This is a genomic window from Dolichospermum sp. FACHB-1091 (assembly GCF_014697585.1).
In the GTDB taxonomy this organism is placed as follows: Bacteria; Cyanobacteriota; Cyanobacteriia; order Cyanobacteriales; family Nostocaceae; genus Dolichospermum.
This window is the reverse complement of the sequence record NZ_JACJSB010000013.1, coordinates 1-20017: the sequence shown is the minus strand read 5'-3', so window position 1 is coordinate 20017 and position 20017 is coordinate 1. Positions and strand designations below refer to the sequence as shown.

The following is a 20017-nucleotide window of genomic DNA, read 5'->3' as shown; positions in this document are numbered from 1 at the left end:
AAAACTAAAATAACATATTTTCTCAATTTTTGCAAATTTTAATTTTATAACTCAATTTTTGACTGGAAATACTTTAGTTAAATCTAAAATTAATTCCGGGAAAGATGGCAATTTTACAGACTCATTAGGGAGGATAATTGATTTATGACGATAGCCAAATGTACCTTGTAGATTTTGATATGGTTGACAATAGCATTCTAAATGATAAGCGATTAAGTTAAAGATCCAATAATCTGAAATACCGGCTTCTGCATATAAAGGTAACTTTACTTCTTGGTCATATTTTAAAGATGAATCAGCTACTTCAATAACTAGGAAAATATCAGATGGTGTAGGATGATTGAGAAAATAATCATCAGGTCTATTTTCAACAATTACTAAATCTGGTTCTGGTTCACTATTATTAGTGATAATAATTGGTTCTTGTCCACGAATAGTAGCTTTTTCCTCTAGGAGTTTAAATAACTCTTTATATAAACGAGTATTACAAACAGAATGTGGTCTACCTTTTGCAGCCATTTTGATAATTTCACCTTTAATTAATTCAATTCTGTCATCTTCCGTGAAGAAGTCAAGGTCTGCTAGACGGTGATATTCAGTTATGGTAAAGCGTTTAGTAGTAGTAAGAGTCATAAAAATTAGAAATTTGGGTAATATGAGTTTGAGCTATCTTAGAGTTAGATTATATCACATTATATCATATAAATGATCAAAAAAACCAATATGCCCGACTTTTTAAAGCAGTCGAGTAACTAATACATACTAATTACGACAAATTTGATTAATTACAGTGCCATTTTTATTTACTACTTCTATTAATAAAGGCATTTGTCCCATAGCGTGAGTAGAACAACTCAAACAAGGATCAAAAGCCCTAATTCCGGCTTCAACACGGTTTAAAATTCCTTCTTTTATGTTATCACCTTGGATAAAATGACGGGCAATTTGGGCAACTGTGCGATTCATTGCTAAGTTATTTTGACCAGTAGCAATAATCAAATTTACTTTTAACATTAAACCGTTTTCGTCAACTTGATAATGATGGAATAATGTCCCCCTTGGTGCTTCACTTACACCCACAGATTCCAAGCAATTAATCCCAGCTTCTGCCCGGAGACGGGTTGATAAAATATCAGGATCATCTAAGATAATGTCTATGTGTTCAATGGCTGCTAAAATTTCAATTAACCGGGCATAATGATAGAAAAATGATGATTTAACAGTACCATTTTCATAACTACGAAATTCTTTTAATTCTGCGTCCGCTAAAGGTGTACCAATATGACTACAAATATTCAATCTAGCCAAAGGTCCAACACGATACATTCCACTATCTAAACGACAATGATCACTACTATCGGGATAACCTAAAGGAAGATAATAAGGTGATTTTAAATAGGAGTCTGTTTGCACTGCTTCAGCGATAAATTCATGATAGTTATTGGGGTCAAGTTTATCAGCAACAATATTCCCGGCACTATCAACAAATCGAATATGTCCATCATACGTTTCCCATAAACCATCAGGACTGACTAAACCCATAAATAAACTCGGAAAATTACCAAAAGTTTTAACTTCTTTTTGATAAATTTTTAACAACTTTTTAAACAACTCAATAGCATTAATTACTGTAGATTTTGCTTCAGGAATCCGTTGCTGAATATGGGCGCGATTTTCTTGGGTTAAAGGGTGACTTACTCCACCAGGAACAGCCCAGGAAGGATGGATTTTTTTCCCTCCTAATAATTCAATGATTTCCTGTCCAAATTGCCGTAAACGAATACCACCTCTAGCTAATTCTGGTTCAGCAGCAATTAAACCAAAAATATTCCGTTTTTCTGGTGCGCTATCCATGCCTAATAATAAGTCAGGAGCGCTCAAGTGAAAGAAGCTGAGGGCATGGGATTGGACAATTTGACCCAAATTTATCAAACGACGTAATTGAGAGGCTATTTTAGGGATTTTTACCGCTAAGATGCCATCTCCTGTTTTGGCTGAAGCTAACAAGTGACTTACCGGACAAATACCGCAAATTCTCGCAGTAATTCCCGGCATTTCTGGGAAAGGACGACCAACACAAAACTTTTCAAAACCGCGAAATTCAGTGACATGAAATCGAGCGTCATTTACTTGACCTTGATCATCTAAATAAATACTAATTTTGGCGTGGCCTTCAATGCGAGTTACGGGGTCAATAATGATTGTTTTCATAATTATGTAATTGGTAATAATCAACAATTGTAGGTTGGGTAGAACAACGTGAAACCCAACAAAATCTTCGATAATGATCATGTTGGGTTTCCTTTGTAGGTTGGGTAGAACAAGGTGAAACCCAACAAAATCTTTGATGTAGAACAACGTCAAACCCAACAAAATATTTGATGTAGAACAACGTCAAACCCAACAAAATCTTCGATGTAGAACAACGTGAAACCCAACAAAATATTTGATGTAGAACAACGTCAAACCCAACAAAATATTTGATGTAGAACAACGTCAAACCCAACAAAATCTTCGATGTAGAACAACGTCAAACCCAACAAAATCTTCGATGTAGAACAACGTCAAACCCAACAAAATCTTCGATGTAGAACAACGTCAAACCCAACAAAATCTTCGATGTAGAACAACGTCAAACCCAACAAAATCTTCGATGTAGAACAACGTCAAACCCAACAAAATCTTCGATGTAGAACAACGTCAAACCCAACAAAATCTTCGATGTAGAACAACGTCAAACCCAACAAAATCTTCGATAATGATCATGTTGGGTTTCCTTGCGTCAACCCAACCTACGTATAGTAATTACAAATCATAAATTCTAGATTCTGCTAATTCTGGATATTCATCACAATAATCTTCAAAGGCAGTTTTTAGGGGTTTTTCGGCGCGTTGGTGAGCAATTTCGGCTTGTATTTCTTCTACCACATCCCAAGCGGCTGCACATTCTGTAGAATTAATACCTTTTTCTGCACAAACAATGCGAGCTTTTTTAATTTCATCTTGTAATTCTTGTTCTAATAAAAATGAGCGTGGTTGTTCTAAACAACTACTCCGGGCTAAAATGTCAGTGAGGGAAATGATTCCTAATAGTTTACCACTAATTACAGGCGCACGTCGCAGATGATGGTTAGCAAATAATCTGGCTACATATTCTAAACCTAATTCTGGATTGACAACAATACAAGGTTTAGTCATAATTTCATAAACGCGGACTTTATTCGGGTCTTTGCTATAGGAAATTACCTTATAAACAATGTCACTTTCTGTGATAATACCATAGGCATCTTGTTCATGACGACGATCTACAATTAATGCTCTCCAATCTCTAGAACGCATTAAATCAACTGCTTCTTTTGCTGTTGCTGAACTACGAATCATTGCTACATCTTTAGTCATAACATCAGCTGCTGTTAACATAATTTATCTCCAAAATAATTAAAAATCCAAAATCCAAAATCCAAAATTAAATTAACCAAACTTAATCATTTCTCGTCCAATAATTTCCGGCTTTTCTCCTTTTAATAAAGGTGAAATTGCGGCGCGAATACGATCTGCTGAAGGTGGACAACCGGGTAAATAAATATCTACTGCGACTACTTTATGTACGGGGACAACTTTATTTAATAACGGGGGAACAATTCCGGGAGAATTAGGGATTTGTTGATGAATATTAGCCCCTTGAATATAAGCTAATTGTAATGCAGGTTCAGCACCACCAGCAAGATTGCGTAAAGCAGTAACATTACCAGTAACAGCACAATCACCAAAAGAAATTATGGTTTTAGTCCGTTCTCTAATTTTGTAAATTAATTCTAAATGTTCTTCATTGGCTATAGCTCCTTCAACTAATACTAAATCTACGTTTTCTGGATATTCTTTAATATCAGCAATGGGACTATAAACTATATCTACTTGTGCTGCTAAGTCTATTAACCATTCATCTAAATCTAGGAAGGACATATGACAACCGGAACACCCACCTAACCACACTGTTGCTAATTTCATTTTCGTCATTTTTTTACCTTTTCAATTTTCATTGGCAATTAATGATTGCCATTCTTTGACAACATGAATGGGAACTAGAATATTAATGAATTTATTACCAGGTAAAGGTATGCCCAAAGTTAGAGATTCTGGAGGTAATTGGGGTAAAATTTCTGTGAAATCGTATTGACCAATTGTGGGGGCTGGGGCTGTATCTAAAAATAGATCATTAGCATTCCAAATTTTACCTGTATTCGTAGTAATTGTTAACGGTTGGGGGTGAATTAATTCCGCAGAATTTGGAAAGCCAACTAAGCGAAGATTGATATTAGATGGTTGATCTAAATAAACTTGTTTAAATAATACAACTTGCCAAACTTTTCCTGATTGATCATCTAATTTCACTTGGGAACGATAAATAACTTCTTCTGGTGGTTTTCCTAATTGAGTAATGGCTGCATTTGCTGTCTGGTATCTGATATTTGCTATATTCAGAAATATAAATGTTGTGAATATTCCTACTAATATAATTCGCGTCAATGTTTTTTGAAGTTTAATATGCTGTAACATGAGATTTTATTGCCAATGACTGATAACCAGTGAGTAATTACTAAAAATTCCATTGTTTTTTAGTTCGTGCAGTGACTAAAAATTCAATTTTCCCCCGATCATGTTTCATTTCACTAACACTTGAACCTTTATCAAATAAAGCTCCTGTGGGACAAGCATTAACACATTTACCACAAGAAGTACAAGTTTGAGAAGTTCCCCAGGGTTGGTTTAAATCAGTAATCACATGAGATTTTGATCCTCTTCCCGCCATATCCCAAGTATGAGCGCCTTCAATTTCATCACATACTCGTACACAGCGAGTACAAAGCACACAACGATTATGATCAATGCCAAAAAGATGATGAGAAGTATCAACGGTTCGCTGAGGAAATTGATATTCTAACCGCAGATGATCCATACCCATTTCTATCGCTAAATCCTGTAATTCACAATTGCCATTAGCAACGCAAACTGAGCAAATATGATTACCTTCAGCGAATAACATTTCTACAATTATACGCCGATATTTCTGCAAGCGATCGCTATTTGTAGTTATCTCCATTCCTTCTATTACTTTCGTCATACAAGCAGGTTGTAATTTATTACTTCCGACAATTTCCACTAAACATAAACGACAAGCGCCCACATCTCCCACACCTGCTAAATGACATAATGTAGGAATATGAATACCTGCTTCCTGTGCTGCTGTCAATAAGGTTTCATCTTCACGAGCGCTAACTAATTCACCATCTATTGTTAAAGTTTTTACGGACATAATGATTTATTTATCAGTAATGGGTAATGGGTAATGGGTAATGGGTAATGGGTAATGGGTAATGGGTAATGGGTAATGGGTAATGGGTAATAATTAATGACCAATAACTAATTGCAAATACTCATGACGAAAATAACGCAAAGTGCTAAAAACTGGATTTGGTGCGGACTGTCCTAAACCACATAAACTAGTATTTTTGACCATATCGCTAAGTTCCTCAAGTAAATCTAAATCAGCCAGTGAACCTTCTCCCTTGGTAATCTTCGTTAATAAACCGTATAATTGCACAGTACCAACGCGACAAGGAATACACTTACCACAGGATTCATCCATGCAAAATTCCATAAAAAAGCGAGCCACATCTACCATATTGGTGGTTTGATCCATAACAATCATCCCCCCAGAACCCATGATTGAACCCAAAGCTGTTAAGGATTCATAATCTACAGGTGTAGCAAAAGCAGAAGCCGGAATACATCCCCCTGAAGGGCCACCAGTTTGTACAGCTTTAGCAATACCACCGTCTGGAACACCTCCTCCCATGTCTTCAACAATTTCCTGTAAAGATGTCCCCATTGGTACTTCTATTAAACCCGTGTTACGGATTTTTCCGGCTAAAGCAAATACTTTTGTACCCTTGCTTTTATTAATACCAATACTAGCAAACCACTCTGCACCTTTGCGGATAATGGGCGCGATATTGGCAAAGGTTTCCACATTATTAATTAAAGTGGGATAGCCCCATAAACCGGACTCAGCAGGGTAAGGAGGACGGGGATGAGGGACACCACGTTTACCCTCAATAGAAGCCATTAAAGCCGTTTCCTCACCGCAGACATAAGCCCCAGCCCCAATGCGGATTTCCACTTTAAAATCGAAGGGAGAATCAAATATCTGCGAACCTAAAAATCCTAAGTGTTGGGCTTGACGAATGGCAATTTCTAGCCGTTTAATAGCCAGAGGATATTCGGCTCTAACATAAATATAGCCTTGATTTGCCCCAATAGCGTAGGCAGCGATCGCCATTCCTTCCAAAACTCGATGGGGATCACTTTCCAATACACTCCTATCCATAAATGCACCGGGATCACCCTCATCAGCATTACAAATAACAAACTTTTTCTCAGTATGGGATTTGGCCACGGTCCCCCATTTTAAACCAGTGGGATAACCAGCGCCTCCGCGTCCCCGTAAACCGCTTTTGGTGATAGTTTCTACTACCTCCGTGGGCTTCATTTCCCGCAGCACTTGGTAAAGGGCTTGATAACCCTTAGCCCCAATATAAGCTTGAATCCGTTCGGGGTCAATTTTACCACTATTTTCTAGGACTATGGGCAATTGGCGACTAAAAAACGGCTGGTTTAAATCACCTGTTTGTAAATTTGTTACTTCTCCATTCAACCCGCGAATAATTTCTAGAGCATTTACCGGGGTGACTTTTTCATACAACTTTGATTCTACAGGATTTGCCAAATTTTCCACCTGTACCAAGGGTCCTTGACAACAAAGACGCATACAACCCACACCCGTAACTTGCACAGTATCCTGTAAATTCTCGGCTTTGATAACTGCTTCTAAATTGTCTTTAACAGCTTGGGAATCAGAAGACAGACAAGCCGCAGCAGTACAACAGCGAATTTCTAGAGATTTTCGCTCAGAAAGTTCTTTTTCGGCAATTTCTAATAATTCATTTAGTTCCATTTTGCCACCATGCTCCCACTTTTTCGCACACTGACTCTGGGGTTTGATTACCTAAAACCACACCATCCAAGACCACCGCTGGAGCAACTCCACAAGCCCCTAAACACCTAGCTGTCATTAAAGAAATTTGACCATCTGTAGTAGTTTCTCCCGCGTGAATTTGCGTCAGTTTTTCCACCTGTGTTAAAATCTTTTGAGAGTTTTTAACATAACAAGCTGTACCCGTGCAAACCACACAGTTATGAACTCCTTTTGGTGCCAGGGAAAACAAATGATAGAAAGTAGCTACTCCATAAACCCGACTGGGTGGTAATTTCAGGCTATGGGAAATATAAAGCAATAAATCCGCTTCTAAATAACCAAACAATTCAGAAGCACGATGGAGAATTTCAATGAGTGCATCTTGTTGATATTGATGACGTTTAATCGTAGCATCTAATATCTTTAAACGCTTATCTCCTGAAGGACATGAAACAGCAGTTCTCATATCTTCCTTTCCCTAAATTCCTCAGACTCTTCGCGCCTCTGCGTGAGAAAAAATTTATACCTTCATTCACCAACGCCAAAACTATACCAAAACAATCCGATAGCGAGCTTTATTTGCTACCACCCTATCCATGGCTGCATTAATTTGGGAAATGGGTATAGTTTCAATCATTGGTTTTATTTGGTGAATGGCGGCAAATTCCAGCATTTCTTTCATAAAACGCCTTCCACCTACCACACTCCCAGCGATCGCTTTTTGACCAAATACTAAGGGTAAAAGCGGAATGTTCAGGGTAGAAACCGGCAGCCCCACCAAACACAAGACACCGTTATTTGCTAGTAAACCAAAGGCTTTGTTCCAGTCAATTTCCGAGGAAACCGTACATAGAAGTAAGTCTAAAGTGCCACTCACTTCTTTAATTTGTTCAGTATTTTTCCAATTACAGAAATAATGCGCCCCAAATTCTTTGGCTTCGGCTTCTTTATCAGATGATGTAGAAAAAGCTGTCACTTCTGCCCCCATAGCCTCCGCAAATTTAATGGCTAGATGTCCTAACCCACCAATTCCCAGCACTCCCACCTTAGCCCCCGGATATTTTATATACGTACGTAAGGGATTATAAACTGTAATTCCAGCACATAATAAAGGAGCAGCGCTGGCGGAATCTAGATTATCTGGGATTTTATAGGCAAAATCCGCGCAAGCTCGTAATTTATTGGCAAAACCGCCATGATTTCCGACAATTAATCCTTTATAACCCTGACGACAAATGTTTTCTTCTCCCCGCAAACAAGCGTCACAGACTCGACAAGAATTACTAATCCAACCAAACCCCAGGCGATCGCCAATTTTTATACCAGTTACATCCGCACCAATTTGAGTAACATTTCCTACTACTTCATGACCTGCTACCAGGGGAAATTTACTCACATTCCAGTCATTATCTCTCATGTGAATGTCAGTATGACACAGGCCATTATGGGTAACTGCGATTTCGACATCATTGCTACCTAAAGGGGCTGGTTCATATTCCCAGGGTTGTAGCTTTTCCCCTGGTTTTAAAGATGCGTAGCCTTGGAACTTTAATTCCACCATTTTCATCATCCTTTGGAAAGACAAATCAGAGTAATTACTGATTACTTACTACTTCTTCCTCTTGTGTTTTAGCACTTACAGGCAAATGTACAATCTGCACTGAACAGGGGGCATGATGTAAAACATAGTTACTCTGACTACCGAGAAAAAACTCCGCCAGTCCAGAACGTCCCCGTCTTCCCATCATAATTAGATCAGCATTCCAAGTTCTAGCCAATTCACAAATCATTCTTCCTGGATTACCACTATTTTGCATAAATTCCGTATTAATACCTGCTGTATTGGCTTGGCTACTAAATGACTGTAACATCTCCAAACCTTCATTTTTAAATTTTTCCCAGTGTTCTTGGTATAATTTAAAAGTTTCCTCATTCCACCCTGGATAATAGTCAATATTTGGGAAAATCAGGGCTTCAGGACTACCATCTTCTTCATGTGATAAAACGTGCAAAAGCATCAATTCAGCGGATGTTAACTTTGCTAAACATAGCGCTTGATTAAATACTTCTATACCTATTTCCGAACGATCTAACGCTGCCAAAATTCGTTTAAACATATTCACCTCAATATTAAATTGCTCATCAATGATAATGACTATAATCAGCTTTTTAGGTTAATTTTTAGTAAAAATCAGCTTAATTTTCACTATCAATTTTATCCCCAAAGAATTTAAAAAACTTCGGAGAATAGATTTTTAGGTGTTATTGAATTATTAAAGACGTGATGAAATTATGAACTGTAAAGACTTTCTATATAAACTTCTTAAAGAAATCATATTAGTAAAGTCTCTACAGAATTTTTTTCAAGTCTAATACTCACTCTATACAGAAAATAGCAAAATTCCATCCTATTTTAGATAGATTCACAAAAATTAAAATTTATTTCTCAGTAGCAATAATGTGTAAATCTATATGTTTGTCCCCGATTAACTCCAATAATCGTTCCGTAAAAGAGCGTTTAAAAAATCTTTTCCATCGTGGCTGCCGACTTTCACCAATAACTATCTGGGTGATATGATTAATTGTAGCAACTTCAGCGATCGCTTTAGGAACATTGTAGCTCTTAACATGAAGAAATTCACCAGCAAATTCTCGACACATTTTCTCACAGGTATCAATATGTAAACTTTCTTCTTTACTGAGAAAACGGTCAGGATCTGCCACAAATAAGGTATAAAATCTGGCATTCATGTAATTTGCCAATCGCGCTCCACGCCGTAATAATTGAATCGAATTTGGATAAGTAGATACACATACTAAAACTCGTTCATGGACATTGCGAACTTGTGGGGAAGAAATAGAGGTATTTGCTTCTTCTTCAACAGTATCAGCAACTTCTCTTAATGCTAATTCCCGTAAAGCAATGAGGTTACGACGCTGAAAAAAGTTTTCTAAAGATTGCTGAATTTTATCAGCAGCATAAATTTTACCTTCCCGTAGCCGTTCTTCTAGAGTTTCTGGAGTAACATCAATCACAACAACAGCATCAGCTTCATCTAAGAGAATATCGGGAATACGTTCTCGCACTACAACACCCGTAATTCTAGCTACCAAATCATTCAAACTTTCCAAATGTTGAATATTGACAGTAGAATAAACATCTATACCCGCAGCTAAAATCAATTCTACATCTTGATAGCGTTTTTCTCTAGGTGAACCTGGTATATTTGTATGCGCTAATTCATCAACTAAAACCAATTGGGGAGAACGGGTTAAAATTGCTTCGGTGTCCATTTCCAGAAGGTTGATATTTTTGTGAATATTCGCTTTTTTAGGAATTACCTCCAGACCTTCTGCTTTTACAGCCGTCTCTTTGCGTCCGTGAGTTTCTAAAACCCCAATAACAACATCAATACCCTCTTGTTTAAGTTGATGTCCTTCCTCTAGCATTCTGTATGTTTTTCCCACACCAGGGGCCATACCAATAAATATTTTATGTTTTCCCCTTCGAGTTGGTGGGGTATGATAATTGTTTGAGGGTGGAGTATTGGGATAAAACATAAACTAATTCCTGCTTATTTTCTTCCTCATAATAAATGTTTTAATCCTCAATTACCTTAAACTTGAAAAAACTATCAGTATATCGATCACGGGCTGTGTATAGGTTTTGATTTGTTATTTTGGAAGACTATAACTTTACTGCTTCAGCCCTCTTTTTTTGGGGAAGCCATTGAGATGGATTATTTATTATATTATTAGTTAGTCAAACTCCTGATCAAAGCATTCAATAAATTATGGTTTTAACAGCTTCAACAATGTTGCCTTTAGGCACTAAAGCACCAGATTTTCATCTACCAGAAGTGGTATCGGGAAAAACAATTTCTCTTGATAATTTCGCTGATAAAAAAGCAGTTTTAATCATGTTTATTTGCCGTCATTGCCCATTTGTGAAGCATATTCAAGAAGAATTGGTAAGGTTAGATCAAGATTATGGTAAAAGTAATTTAGGGATTATTGCTATTAGTGCTAATGATGCCCAAAATTACCCCAATGATGCTCCTGAATCATTAAAAGAAATGTCTAGAGAACTGGGGTTTGAGTTTCTCTTCTGTTATGATGAAACCCAGGCAATAGCAAAAGCTTATACAGCAGCTTGTACGCCGGATTTCTTTTTGTTTGACAGCGAAAGAAAACTGGTTTATCGTGGACAATTAGATGATAGTCGTCCCAGCAATAATCAACCTGTAACAGGTAAAGATATCAGGGAGGCTATTATCGCAGTCTTAAATAATCAACCTGTAAGAAGTGAACAAAAACCGAGCATTGGTTGCAATATCAAATGGAAACCAGGAAACGAACCTAGTTATTCAGGGTAATAGGTAATAGGTAATAGGTAAGAGTTTTACCAATTACCTATTCCTATAGAACTCCTATGGCACATTAGTAAGGTGCATCAAACTGCAAAAATTTAGCAAATAAACAGATAGTTGGTATCTGATACACGCTACAATAGATTTTTGGTGTGACACTTGCGTAAGTCCTAACAACTAAAAACATCCAGGTTACATTTTTTAGCGATCGCTGTGTCAAAAATATCACAAATGGCTTCTATAGGATTCTTGGCAATTTAACCATAAAGAGTATTAAAAGAGTATTATTTATAATTATTTATAATATAAACAATCTATTTTCAACATTCTTCCTGGATGTCTATTTAAAAAATATTCTTAATTCCGCTCCGCGCCTCTGGGTGAGAAAAAACCTATTCCTCCTTCACAAACTCCAAATATCCCTTACTCAGTTCCTCCACAGATAAATCATAAAATAGTTTACCATGTTCTGGCGTTGCTAAATCTGGATTTGAACCCATACGACCATCTGGATAACGAGAACGAAAATCAGTAGCACTATAAATGTTATGTCCACCTGCAACTTCGGGAGAAAGAAATGCTTTTTTAATTGCTTCTGGATAAACATATTGAGTCACAGCTACTTCACTAGGGGTAGCATGAGAACCTTCTTGATCACCATACAATTCTTTGGCGAGTTTGTAAACTGAACCAGCCATAAACCAATTAGCAATTTGACATTTAACTTGGGCAGAATTGGGAATTTGTAGGTCTTCTAAATGAGCATAAGTTTCAGAGAAAGCAGCTTTGAGAGTCGCAATATTTCCCCCATGTCCATTGATAAAATAAAACTTGGTAAAACCAGCTTTTACTAAACAGGTTAAATAATCTTTAACTACTAAGATTAAAGTGCTTGGACGTAAACTAATTGTTCCCGGAAAAGCTGTATGATGTAAAGCCATTCCCACATTAATTGTCGGTCCAACCATTGCTTGAGTTGCTTCCCCTACACCCTTTGATATAGATTCTGCACAAATTGCGTCTGTACCAATTAGTCCTGTAGGTCCATGTTGTTCTGTTGAACCAATGGGTAAAATAATCCCCGGAGATTGTTGTAAATAAGTTTCAACCTCCGGCCAAGTGCTTAAATGTAAGAGCATTTTTTATTAAAAATTCAACAGTTTACAATTAAATCATTGACATCATTATCATTACCAGAATCCCGACTTCTGAAATATATTCATATTATAATTATCTTGACTAATTAATTATAATATAAAACATAATCTAAAAAAGAAGTCGGGGATCTCATTTGTAAATTAACCAACAATTTCCCACCAGCCAAAACCAGGTCCAATAAATCTGATTGTGATCCAGACAACAACCATAGTACCAATACCTATCCATGCACCACGAGTAGTGATAGCTACAAATTGTGAAGCTTGAGTTTTAGTAATGGGAACCCAAGGTAATATTCTAGCAGCATTTTGTCCGTATTCTTCCCCTAGTGAATTTTTACGGCGTTTTGCTTCACCCATAATTTTATCATTGATTTTGTTGACAAGTTCAATTTAGATTTTAATAGAAATCAGTCATGAGTTGATGATTATCGCCATTAATTAAGTAGAATAATCTTCATTATTGGTGGAAAATAAACTAGGATCAAGGTAGTTTAAACGTGCTAGGGGACTCAGAGAAGAGAGAATTTGCGCTCCATAACTGCGGTTAACCACACGAGTATCTAATAAAGCCACAATACCTTGATTTTCACGTACAGGTGCGATCGCTCTTTGTAATTCGTTCATAGCTTTTGGTAACAGATATAAACGAAACCAGTCTTGATGCGATCGCTTGTAATGAGCTACTCTACCGGCGACCAAGGGATTTTCTAAAGATGGTAAGGGTAAAGTGGCAATAATTAATAATCTGGGCGCTGGTAAAACACCTTGATTTTCACGCCAAAATTCCCAACCGCTAATCAAAATCCCATTTTCATCTAAACAAGTCTTTTCCACCTGCACCCGTGAACCAAATTCCGAGGCCAAAATTGCTCCTACCCTAGCCTTTAGTGGCACGTCCCCTATCAATATTACCGTCATTCCTGGGGCTGTGGCACTCAAACATACTAAAGTACGAACTTGATGAATTAAAGCTCCTTGAAATTCTGGTGTATTTGGTAAAGGCAATTTATAAGGAACATAAAGTTGAATTGCTTCTCCTTGACTATCAGCAGCAAACTTTAGACAGGTAACATCTTCTAAACCCAAACGTTGACGGAAAAGGGGTGCTTCCGTTTCTGGTTCTAAAGCACTACCAATGAATACTACAGGTTGACGCTGCCAAATTGGTGCTATGATTTTACTTAATTCTATAGGAGCATAATATAAAGAAAATAACCCTTGACGACGAGCAATAGTCGCCCAGAACAGGGGAAAGTCAGAGGTAGAACCGAGGCAAGAATCTTGTAAATTAGGGATTTTTTGCCAAAAATTCCGCCAAGGTTCAGGAAGATGATTTGGCTCTAAAGATAAGTATAAACGTTGTAAAATTTCGATTTCTGACTGAGAAATTAGATAACAGTGATAGGGATTTTCCGGGTGCTGAAATAATTGATGTGTCAGTTGTACCTTAGCTTCCCGAATTAACTCCACTTGATATGGATAAGCGAGCATTAACTGATCCCAATCCTGGGGTTGAATAGTTTCAGTTAACTGAAAACGCACCCAATCTTCTAAATCGTCAACACCATCAATAATTGTGGGAATATGAGCAGGAAAGGGATTGTTATGAGCTAATTGTCCTTTCAACCAAGCAGCGGGGGAAATCAATAGTAAACCCTGAAAATCGGGACTTGGCCAAGTGTCACCAGTTCTAATGGATTTATTCGCTGGTAGCCACTGCTGGAGTCGGGGAATTTCTACCTTTAACAACCGTTGCTGTACGGTTTCCGAGGCGACAATAATTACAGAACCATGCCACATTAAAGCAGAGGCGATAAAACTGGTGCGATATCGACCTTGGTGTCCACAAACCGCCCCAACTTGAATTAAAGCGCTGCGTCCCAAACGCAAAGCGCGTGCTACCAACCTAGCCATGGTTAAATGATGAGGCCAAGAAGGGAAACCCGCCTGCGATCGCAGGAAGTTATGTAATGATAAATGAACTTCTGCTTCAATCACGCGCTTTATATTCCATAACAAGTGTTTTTTTGAAACTACCTCATGAACATGATCAAGAGTCAAGAGGGAATAGAAATTCCTCACAACTGACAACGAACAACCCACAACCCACAACCAACTTATTATCTAAATTATGCCAACTTATACAGGAATTTCCAGTGCAGCCTTCAGACATCCATTAGATATTCAAGCAGAACAAGCTTTACGCAGTTTACCGGGCTTTGACTTAATCGCTCGTAAATTTGTAGAATTTGTCTATGAACGCCCTCAACTTGTTTATTTAATGGGTAACTCCATACAAGTCGGACCCCGGCAATATTCTACTATTTACCAGATTTTCCGGGAATGTGTCCGGGATTTGGACATTAGCAGTGAACCGACATTATTTATTGCCCAAGATGCTCAAGTCAATAGTTATGCACTAGGACAAGACAACCCATACATAGTCGTTAACACTGGGTTACTAGAGTTACTCAATGAGTCGGAACTGCGGACGGTATTGGCTCATGAACTAGGCCATATTAAATGCGGTCATACTATTTTAATCCAAATGGCGATGTGGGCGATGAATGCCGCCTCTGTCCTGGGTGAATTAACCTTGGGTTTAGGTAATTTTGTCAGTCAAGCCTTGATTTATGCTTTTTTTGAGTGGCGACGCAAAGCTGAGTTATCGGCTGATAGAGCGGCTTTATTGGTCATGGATGATTTAAATCCAGTCATGTCATCTATGATGAAACTTTCTGGAGGTAGTAATAAATATGCCCATGAATGTAGTTTACAGGAATTTATTCAGCAGTCAGAAAAATATCAAGCACTAGATGATGACGGGCTGAATCAAGTATATAAGTTTTTAATATACAATGGCGCCCAGGGAATGATGTTAAGTCATCCTTTTCCTGTGGAGCGGTTGCACTATTTACGCAGTTGGGCGGTATCAGAAGAATACCAGGAAATTAAAAGGGGTAATTATCAGCGTTCTCCTGTTGGTGCGGTTGATGTGACACCGGCAAAATCTGATAATGAAGTGGAAAAGTTACGAAGGGAAATTGAAAGGTTACAAGAGGAAATTAACAAAGTCAAAAAATAAATGACAAAACCCCTGATTTCTTGTAGAAGTCAGGGTCTAAATTAATAAAGCGGGTTCTAATTGCTGAGAATGAATAAATTTTAATTTTTCTGCCCTTATTTAAGGTTATTTTAACAATAAAATTTTTTCTTATTCTAGTATACTTGCTCCTTAGTGTACTAAAATGTCTGTATCTTGCATTGCTTACTTGATAAAGCCATTTTACACAGGGAGTAGAAATTGTATTATGTTCACAGATGATGAAAAGGATCTTATTAAAAATTGGGTGATCTTTGGAGCTATATTTTTGCTTTTGATAGCTGTTGCTGTTACAGTTTATTTTATCTCAATGATTTTAATTACTGACAGAAAAGAATTATTAAAAGACAAATATGAATATATTGTTGAAAGTCTTAACCTATTAGGTTTATTCATTGGTGGAGGGGCAGTAATTGTTAATGTTTACTTTGCAGGTAGACGTGCAGACGCTATGGAAGAGACTGCAAAGGCTACAAATAGAAATGCAGACGCAGCAAATAAAAATGCAGAAGCCGCAAATAAAAATGCAGAGGCCGCAAATAAAAATGCAGAGGCCGCAAATCAAAAACAAATTACAGAAAGGTTTTCTAAGGCTATTGAACAGCTTGGGAGTGATAAACCTGAAGTTATATTAGGTGGAATTTATACTTTAGAACGAATTGCGAGAGATTCCGAATCAGACCAATGGACAATTATGGAAGTTCTGACAGCTTTTGTCCGTCAGAATGCACCTATTATAAAAGAAAATGAGTCACAATCTCCAGAAGATCAAGAAAAATTCCAAAAACTTAGAATTTCTATTCAAGCGTGTTTAACTGTGATTGCAGAACGTAAACACCCAGATTTAGAAAATAAATATATTGATTTAACTGAAGTTAATATTAGTGGATTCAATCTCATAGAATTGAATCTCAAAGGATTCAACTTCACAGTAGCAAACCTCACAGAAGCTAAACTCACAAGAGCCGACCTAGAAGGAGCCGACCTCTACAAAGCCGACCTAGAAGGAGCCTACCTCACAGAAGCCAACCTCACAGAAGCCGAGCTCACAGAAGCCGACCTCACAGAAGCCGACCTCACAGAAGCCGACCTCACAAGAGCCTACCTCATAAAAGCCGACCTCACAAGAGCCTACCTCATAAAAGCCGACCTCACAGAAGCCGACCTCACAGGAGCCGACCTCACAGGAGCCGACCTCTTCGGAGCCTACCTCACAGAAGCCAAACTCATAGGAGCCAACCTCACAGGAGCCGACCTCACAGTAGCCTACCGCTTGGAACCGGACTGGATAACAAAAGTTTTGCTCACAGAAGCCGACCTCAAAGGAGCGATACTCACAGGCGCTAGAATGCCAGATGGGTCAATTCATGATTAGCAAAAGTAAAATTACTGAAATCTCAGACTAAAAATGCCATAATAGAGACTCAAACCTTTATACTACTACTGGCGTTGTTGATCATGACTAAAGTATATTGTAGTTAATAGCAGACTTGATGATACAGGGGTTTCCGCTTTTATGAGGTACATCTTAATCCCCCTCCTCGCTTGCGGGGAGGGGGTTGGGGGTGGGGTTCTTGTACCTCATAACATCAGGAAGTGCTGTATGCCTAACTTCATTAATGAAATACAATAAGAAATAATTGTATTTTTTGATTAAGAAAAATTATATCATCAAAAAGATGATAGCATTGACGGGTGACAGGTGAAAGTAATAAGGGGATAGGAAATAGGCAAGAGTTTTACCAATTACCAATTACCAATTACTAATTACTAATCACCAATCACCAAATTAATTAACTTTCAGTTTCACAATCAGGAACACCTTCTCTAAACACTCGACTAGCGAGAATATCTGCTGCTTCAATGGTAATTAAATCCTGTTTTTCTAACAGTTTACCACTACTTAATAAACGATTTGCTTGGCGTAAACGCGCTCTATCTATGGCATTACGGACACTTCTAGCATTAGCAAAATGGGGCATGGTCTTCCGTTTAATTAAATATTCGCGGAAGGCTTTTTCCGCATCAGGACTAAAGCAATAATTTTGCGCTTTGACTATAGATTGGGCAATTACCATTAAATTATCCACACCATAATCATTAAATTCAATATGTAGTCCAATGCGAGAATTCATCCCCGGATTACTATGAAAAAACCTTTCCATGTGGTCCTTATAACCGGCAAGAATGACAACCAAATCATCACGTTGGTTTTCCATTACCTGCATGAGAATTTCTATTGCTTCTAAACCAAAATCTCCCGGATAATCTGGACGGTATAAAGTATAGGCTTCATCAACTAACAAAACGCCACCCATGGCATTATTTAATACTTCTCTAGTTTTTGGTCCGGTTTGTCCCATACCTTGACCGACTAGATCATCTCGCGTCACTAACATGACATTTTCCTTACGGATATATTCCAGACGGTAGAGAATTTCCGCCATACGCATTGCTACAGTCGTCTTACCCATACCCGGATTACCTAGAAATGTCATGTGTAGACTGGGCGCACCTGCATTTAATCCTAAGCCTTTACGAATCCGGTCAACCAACAACAAGGCCGCCATTTCTCTAATCTTATTTTTGACGGACTTTAACCCGACTAACTCCTGGTCTAACTTATCGAGAATTTCCTGAATATGAGACTCTTGAAAAGCTGCTTCTAAATCTATTCCCTCATTTTGACCTGTTTGTTTTTCTAATAACTGTTCTGTCATGACTATCACCCTTACTAATGAATTTTATGATAGCCTGGGGTCGAGAAATATAAAAGAACATAATATTTATATGTCTGATATGTTTTTCTTTATTATCAATTTCTGAATTTAGTCATAGAGAAAACATTATCCATTTTACCTCACCCCCAATATAGAAATAGCTTAATTTTCTTGTCTGTCTCTTGAAATTAGGATTTATGCTGTTCTCTACTAGTAAATATGTTCTGTCAAAAATCAATACTTTTCCATGTCTAGCACGTAGTCACCAAAAATAGAAAAATTATCTAATGCTATTCCTGTAGCTAGAATTGGATTTAAGCTGTTATTAACATTAAAATCAACATGATTAGTAAATTGACACAACGGTTATTGGCTTTGGTACTTGTCTTTGTTTCCGCATTTTTCCTATGGGAAATTCCTTTGGCTTCAGCAAATCACTATTTTACTAATTCTGGCGAAATTAGGGATAATATCGAATTATCTGAAAATGATTTTACTCCTCAAGAAAATCAAGCATTACAAGCTATCCGTCAGCGAAGAAATAAAGAAATTGCCAGAATTTTAAATTCATCTCAACGTCAGTTACTTGTCCATAAATTACACAATGGCAACAATATTGATCAAGCTTTGGACTCATTAAATCTAAGTTCTGAACAACGAGAATTAGTAAATTCTATAAATGTATTCACTAATTTGAAATTGAAAGGAATTTTTTCCCGTCATGCTTTACTTGACAGTGACAAATAAAGTTAAGTAGGTTGGCGTAAAAAATTGTCGTTATAGTAAGGTAACTCTTAACTCTTAACTGGGAACAGGGGAGAGGTTTTGGGCAACTTTACTTTTCGTTACTTATGTCGGTTTTTTCCGTTCACCTACTTATATCTGGGAAATTGTAAATTATGCCAGTTGTGAGAAATTCCATATTTCTGCGACTGGTAATTACAGCGAATTTCAGATAAATGAACCACGGTTTTTGTTTCGCGCAATCTCTCTTAGAGATCCCGAAGGGTAGGCGCAAAGTAGGGAAGGCGCAAAGGAAGAAGGTAATCAAAGTCTGGTTTAAATAGATGAAAACTGCTGTAAATAAATATAAATCTCTTAAATCTCTGACCGAAAATAATGGGATACAAACCCCATCCTTAATCATGAGAATAGACCCCTGTTTATTGAGAAAGTTCTTTTTTTCCTAAAATCTTATATAAATAACTTATATCTCTAGAACAAAATATCCAAATTATTTAATCAATCTTGTATTTCCAGAAGTTGTGGTTAATATTTCCCTACTGCGGAGATTTATTTTGGAAATAATAATCTTAGTAATTCAAAACTCTATATATATGGGCGCACTATTCCCCACCAATAACATCATCATACCCGAAACTCAAAACACTGTCAAGTCCCTTGGCTGAAATTACCAAAACTCGTGAAATTATTGACAAAATTCTCAATATTCATGAGAATGAACCCCTCGTTATTGAGAAAGTGATTTTTTCCCAAAATCTTATATAAATAACTTAAGCTGTTACGCAGCTAAATTTAATAAACTGCATTACCTTTATTTTTAATTTTGCGCTCCCATTTAATAATAAGACCTCCTTCATTTAGCAATTTATTTAACAATTCTTCTA

Annotated in this window: 19 protein-coding genes; 4 read left to right on the top strand and 15 right to left on the bottom strand. The window is 37.3% G+C overall.

Annotated features, from left to right (window positions below):
- Positions 1-51 precede the first annotated feature (51 nt).
- The 11 genes from H6G25_RS10165 to H6G25_RS10115 form a co-directional block, all read right to left on the bottom strand.
- Positions 52-633 carry a Uma2 family endonuclease gene (locus tag H6G25_RS10165; RefSeq protein ID WP_190392377.1) on the bottom strand — a complete coding sequence of 194 codons (582 nt, stop codon included), beginning with the start codon at positions 631-633 and terminating at the stop codon, positions 52-54.
- 129 nt (positions 634-762) lie between these two features.
- Positions 763-2211 (bottom strand): Ni/Fe hydrogenase subunit alpha, encoded by a 1449-nt coding sequence (locus H6G25_RS10160; protein WP_190392376.1) that lies wholly within the window; start codon positions 2209-2211, stop codon positions 763-765.
- A gap of 594 nt (positions 2212-2805) precedes the next feature.
- Positions 2806-3420, bottom strand: a complete 615-nt coding sequence (locus tag H6G25_RS10155; protein ID WP_028088930.1) for a CP12 domain-containing protein — start codon at positions 3418-3420, stop codon at positions 2806-2808.
- Between the two features lie 51 nt (positions 3421-3471).
- Positions 3472-4017 (bottom strand): oxidoreductase, encoded by a 546-nt coding sequence (locus H6G25_RS10150; protein ID WP_190392375.1) that lies wholly within the window; start codon positions 4015-4017, stop codon positions 3472-3474.
- A 12-nt stretch (positions 4018-4029) separates the two neighbouring features.
- Complete coding sequence (locus H6G25_RS10145) at positions 4030-4557, bottom strand: DUF3122 domain-containing protein (RefSeq protein ID WP_190392374.1); 528 nt, start codon at positions 4555-4557, stop codon at positions 4030-4032.
- Between the two features lie 40 nt (positions 4558-4597).
- Positions 4598-5314 (bottom strand): bidirectional hydrogenase complex protein HoxU, encoded by a 717-nt coding sequence (gene hoxU / locus H6G25_RS10140; protein WP_028088927.1) that lies wholly within the window; start codon positions 5312-5314, stop codon positions 4598-4600.
- A 93-nt stretch (positions 5315-5407) separates the two neighbouring features.
- Positions 5408-7015, bottom strand: a complete 1608-nt coding sequence (locus H6G25_RS10135) for a NuoF family protein (protein ID WP_190392373.1) — start codon at positions 7013-7015, stop codon at positions 5408-5410.
- Positions 7002-7502, bottom strand: coding sequence for a bidirectional hydrogenase complex protein HoxE (gene hoxE, locus H6G25_RS10130; protein WP_190392372.1), 501 nt, complete (start codon positions 7500-7502; stop codon positions 7002-7004). Before hoxE ends, H6G25_RS10135 begins: the two co-directional genes overlap by 14 nt.
- An 81-nt stretch (positions 7503-7583) precedes the next feature.
- Complete coding sequence (locus H6G25_RS10125; RefSeq protein WP_190392371.1) at positions 7584-8597, bottom strand: NAD(P)-dependent alcohol dehydrogenase; 1014 nt, start codon at positions 8595-8597, stop codon at positions 7584-7586.
- Positions 8598-8631: 34 nt separating this feature from the next.
- The gene (locus H6G25_RS10120; RefSeq protein WP_190392370.1) at positions 8632-9153 is read right to left on the bottom strand and encodes a universal stress protein; all 522 of its coding nucleotides are present in this window, start codon (positions 9151-9153) and stop codon (positions 8632-8634) included.
- A 322-nt stretch (positions 9154-9475) separates the two neighbouring features.
- Positions 9476-10597 (bottom strand): sensor histidine kinase KdpD, encoded by a 1122-nt coding sequence (locus H6G25_RS10115; protein ID WP_190392369.1) that lies wholly within the window; start codon positions 10595-10597, stop codon positions 9476-9478.
- 233 nt (positions 10598-10830) lie between these two features.
- Here H6G25_RS10115 and H6G25_RS10110 point away from each other — a divergent pair, with 233 nt between their 5' ends.
- Positions 10831-11412: a thioredoxin family protein gene (locus H6G25_RS10110; protein WP_190392368.1), complete on the top strand. Its 582-nt coding sequence runs from the start codon at positions 10831-10833 to the stop codon at positions 11410-11412.
- 386 nt (positions 11413-11798) lie between these two features.
- On the opposite strand, the gene H6G25_RS10105 is transcribed toward H6G25_RS10110, so the two are convergent.
- The 3 genes from H6G25_RS10105 to H6G25_RS10095 form a co-directional block, all read right to left on the bottom strand.
- Positions 11799-12545, bottom strand: coding sequence for a creatininase family protein (locus H6G25_RS10105; protein WP_190392367.1), 747 nt, complete (start codon positions 12543-12545; stop codon positions 11799-11801).
- A 159-nt stretch (positions 12546-12704) separates the two neighbouring features.
- Complete coding sequence (locus tag H6G25_RS10100) at positions 12705-12923, bottom strand: DUF2839 domain-containing protein (RefSeq protein WP_190392366.1); 219 nt, start codon at positions 12921-12923, stop codon at positions 12705-12707.
- Positions 12924-13004: 81 nt separating this feature from the next.
- Positions 13005-14564 carry an ATP-dependent DNA helicase gene (locus H6G25_RS10095; RefSeq protein WP_190392365.1) on the bottom strand — a complete coding sequence of 520 codons (1560 nt, stop codon included), beginning with the start codon at positions 14562-14564 and terminating at the stop codon, positions 13005-13007.
- A 133-nt stretch (positions 14565-14697) separates the two neighbouring features.
- On the opposite strand from H6G25_RS10095, the gene H6G25_RS10090 reads away from it, so the two are divergent.
- Complete coding sequence (locus H6G25_RS10090) at positions 14698-15651, top strand: M48 family metallopeptidase (protein ID WP_190392364.1); 954 nt, start codon at positions 14698-14700, stop codon at positions 15649-15651.
- 226 nt (positions 15652-15877) lie between these two features.
- The gene (locus H6G25_RS10085) at positions 15878-17044 is read left to right on the top strand and encodes a pentapeptide repeat-containing protein (RefSeq protein ID WP_190392363.1); all 1167 of its coding nucleotides are present in this window, start codon (positions 15878-15880) and stop codon (positions 17042-17044) included.
- 418 nt (positions 17045-17462) lie between these two features.
- On the opposite strand, the gene H6G25_RS10080 is transcribed toward H6G25_RS10085, so the two are convergent.
- Complete coding sequence (locus H6G25_RS10080) at positions 17463-18389, bottom strand: AAA family ATPase (RefSeq protein WP_190392362.1); 927 nt, start codon at positions 18387-18389, stop codon at positions 17463-17465.
- Between the two features lie 342 nt (positions 18390-18731).
- Between H6G25_RS10080 and H6G25_RS10075 the strand changes: the two genes are divergently transcribed.
- Positions 18732-19136 (top strand): hypothetical protein, encoded by a 405-nt coding sequence (locus tag H6G25_RS10075; RefSeq protein ID WP_190392361.1) that lies wholly within the window; start codon positions 18732-18734, stop codon positions 19134-19136.
- Positions 19137-20017 lie beyond the last annotated feature (881 nt).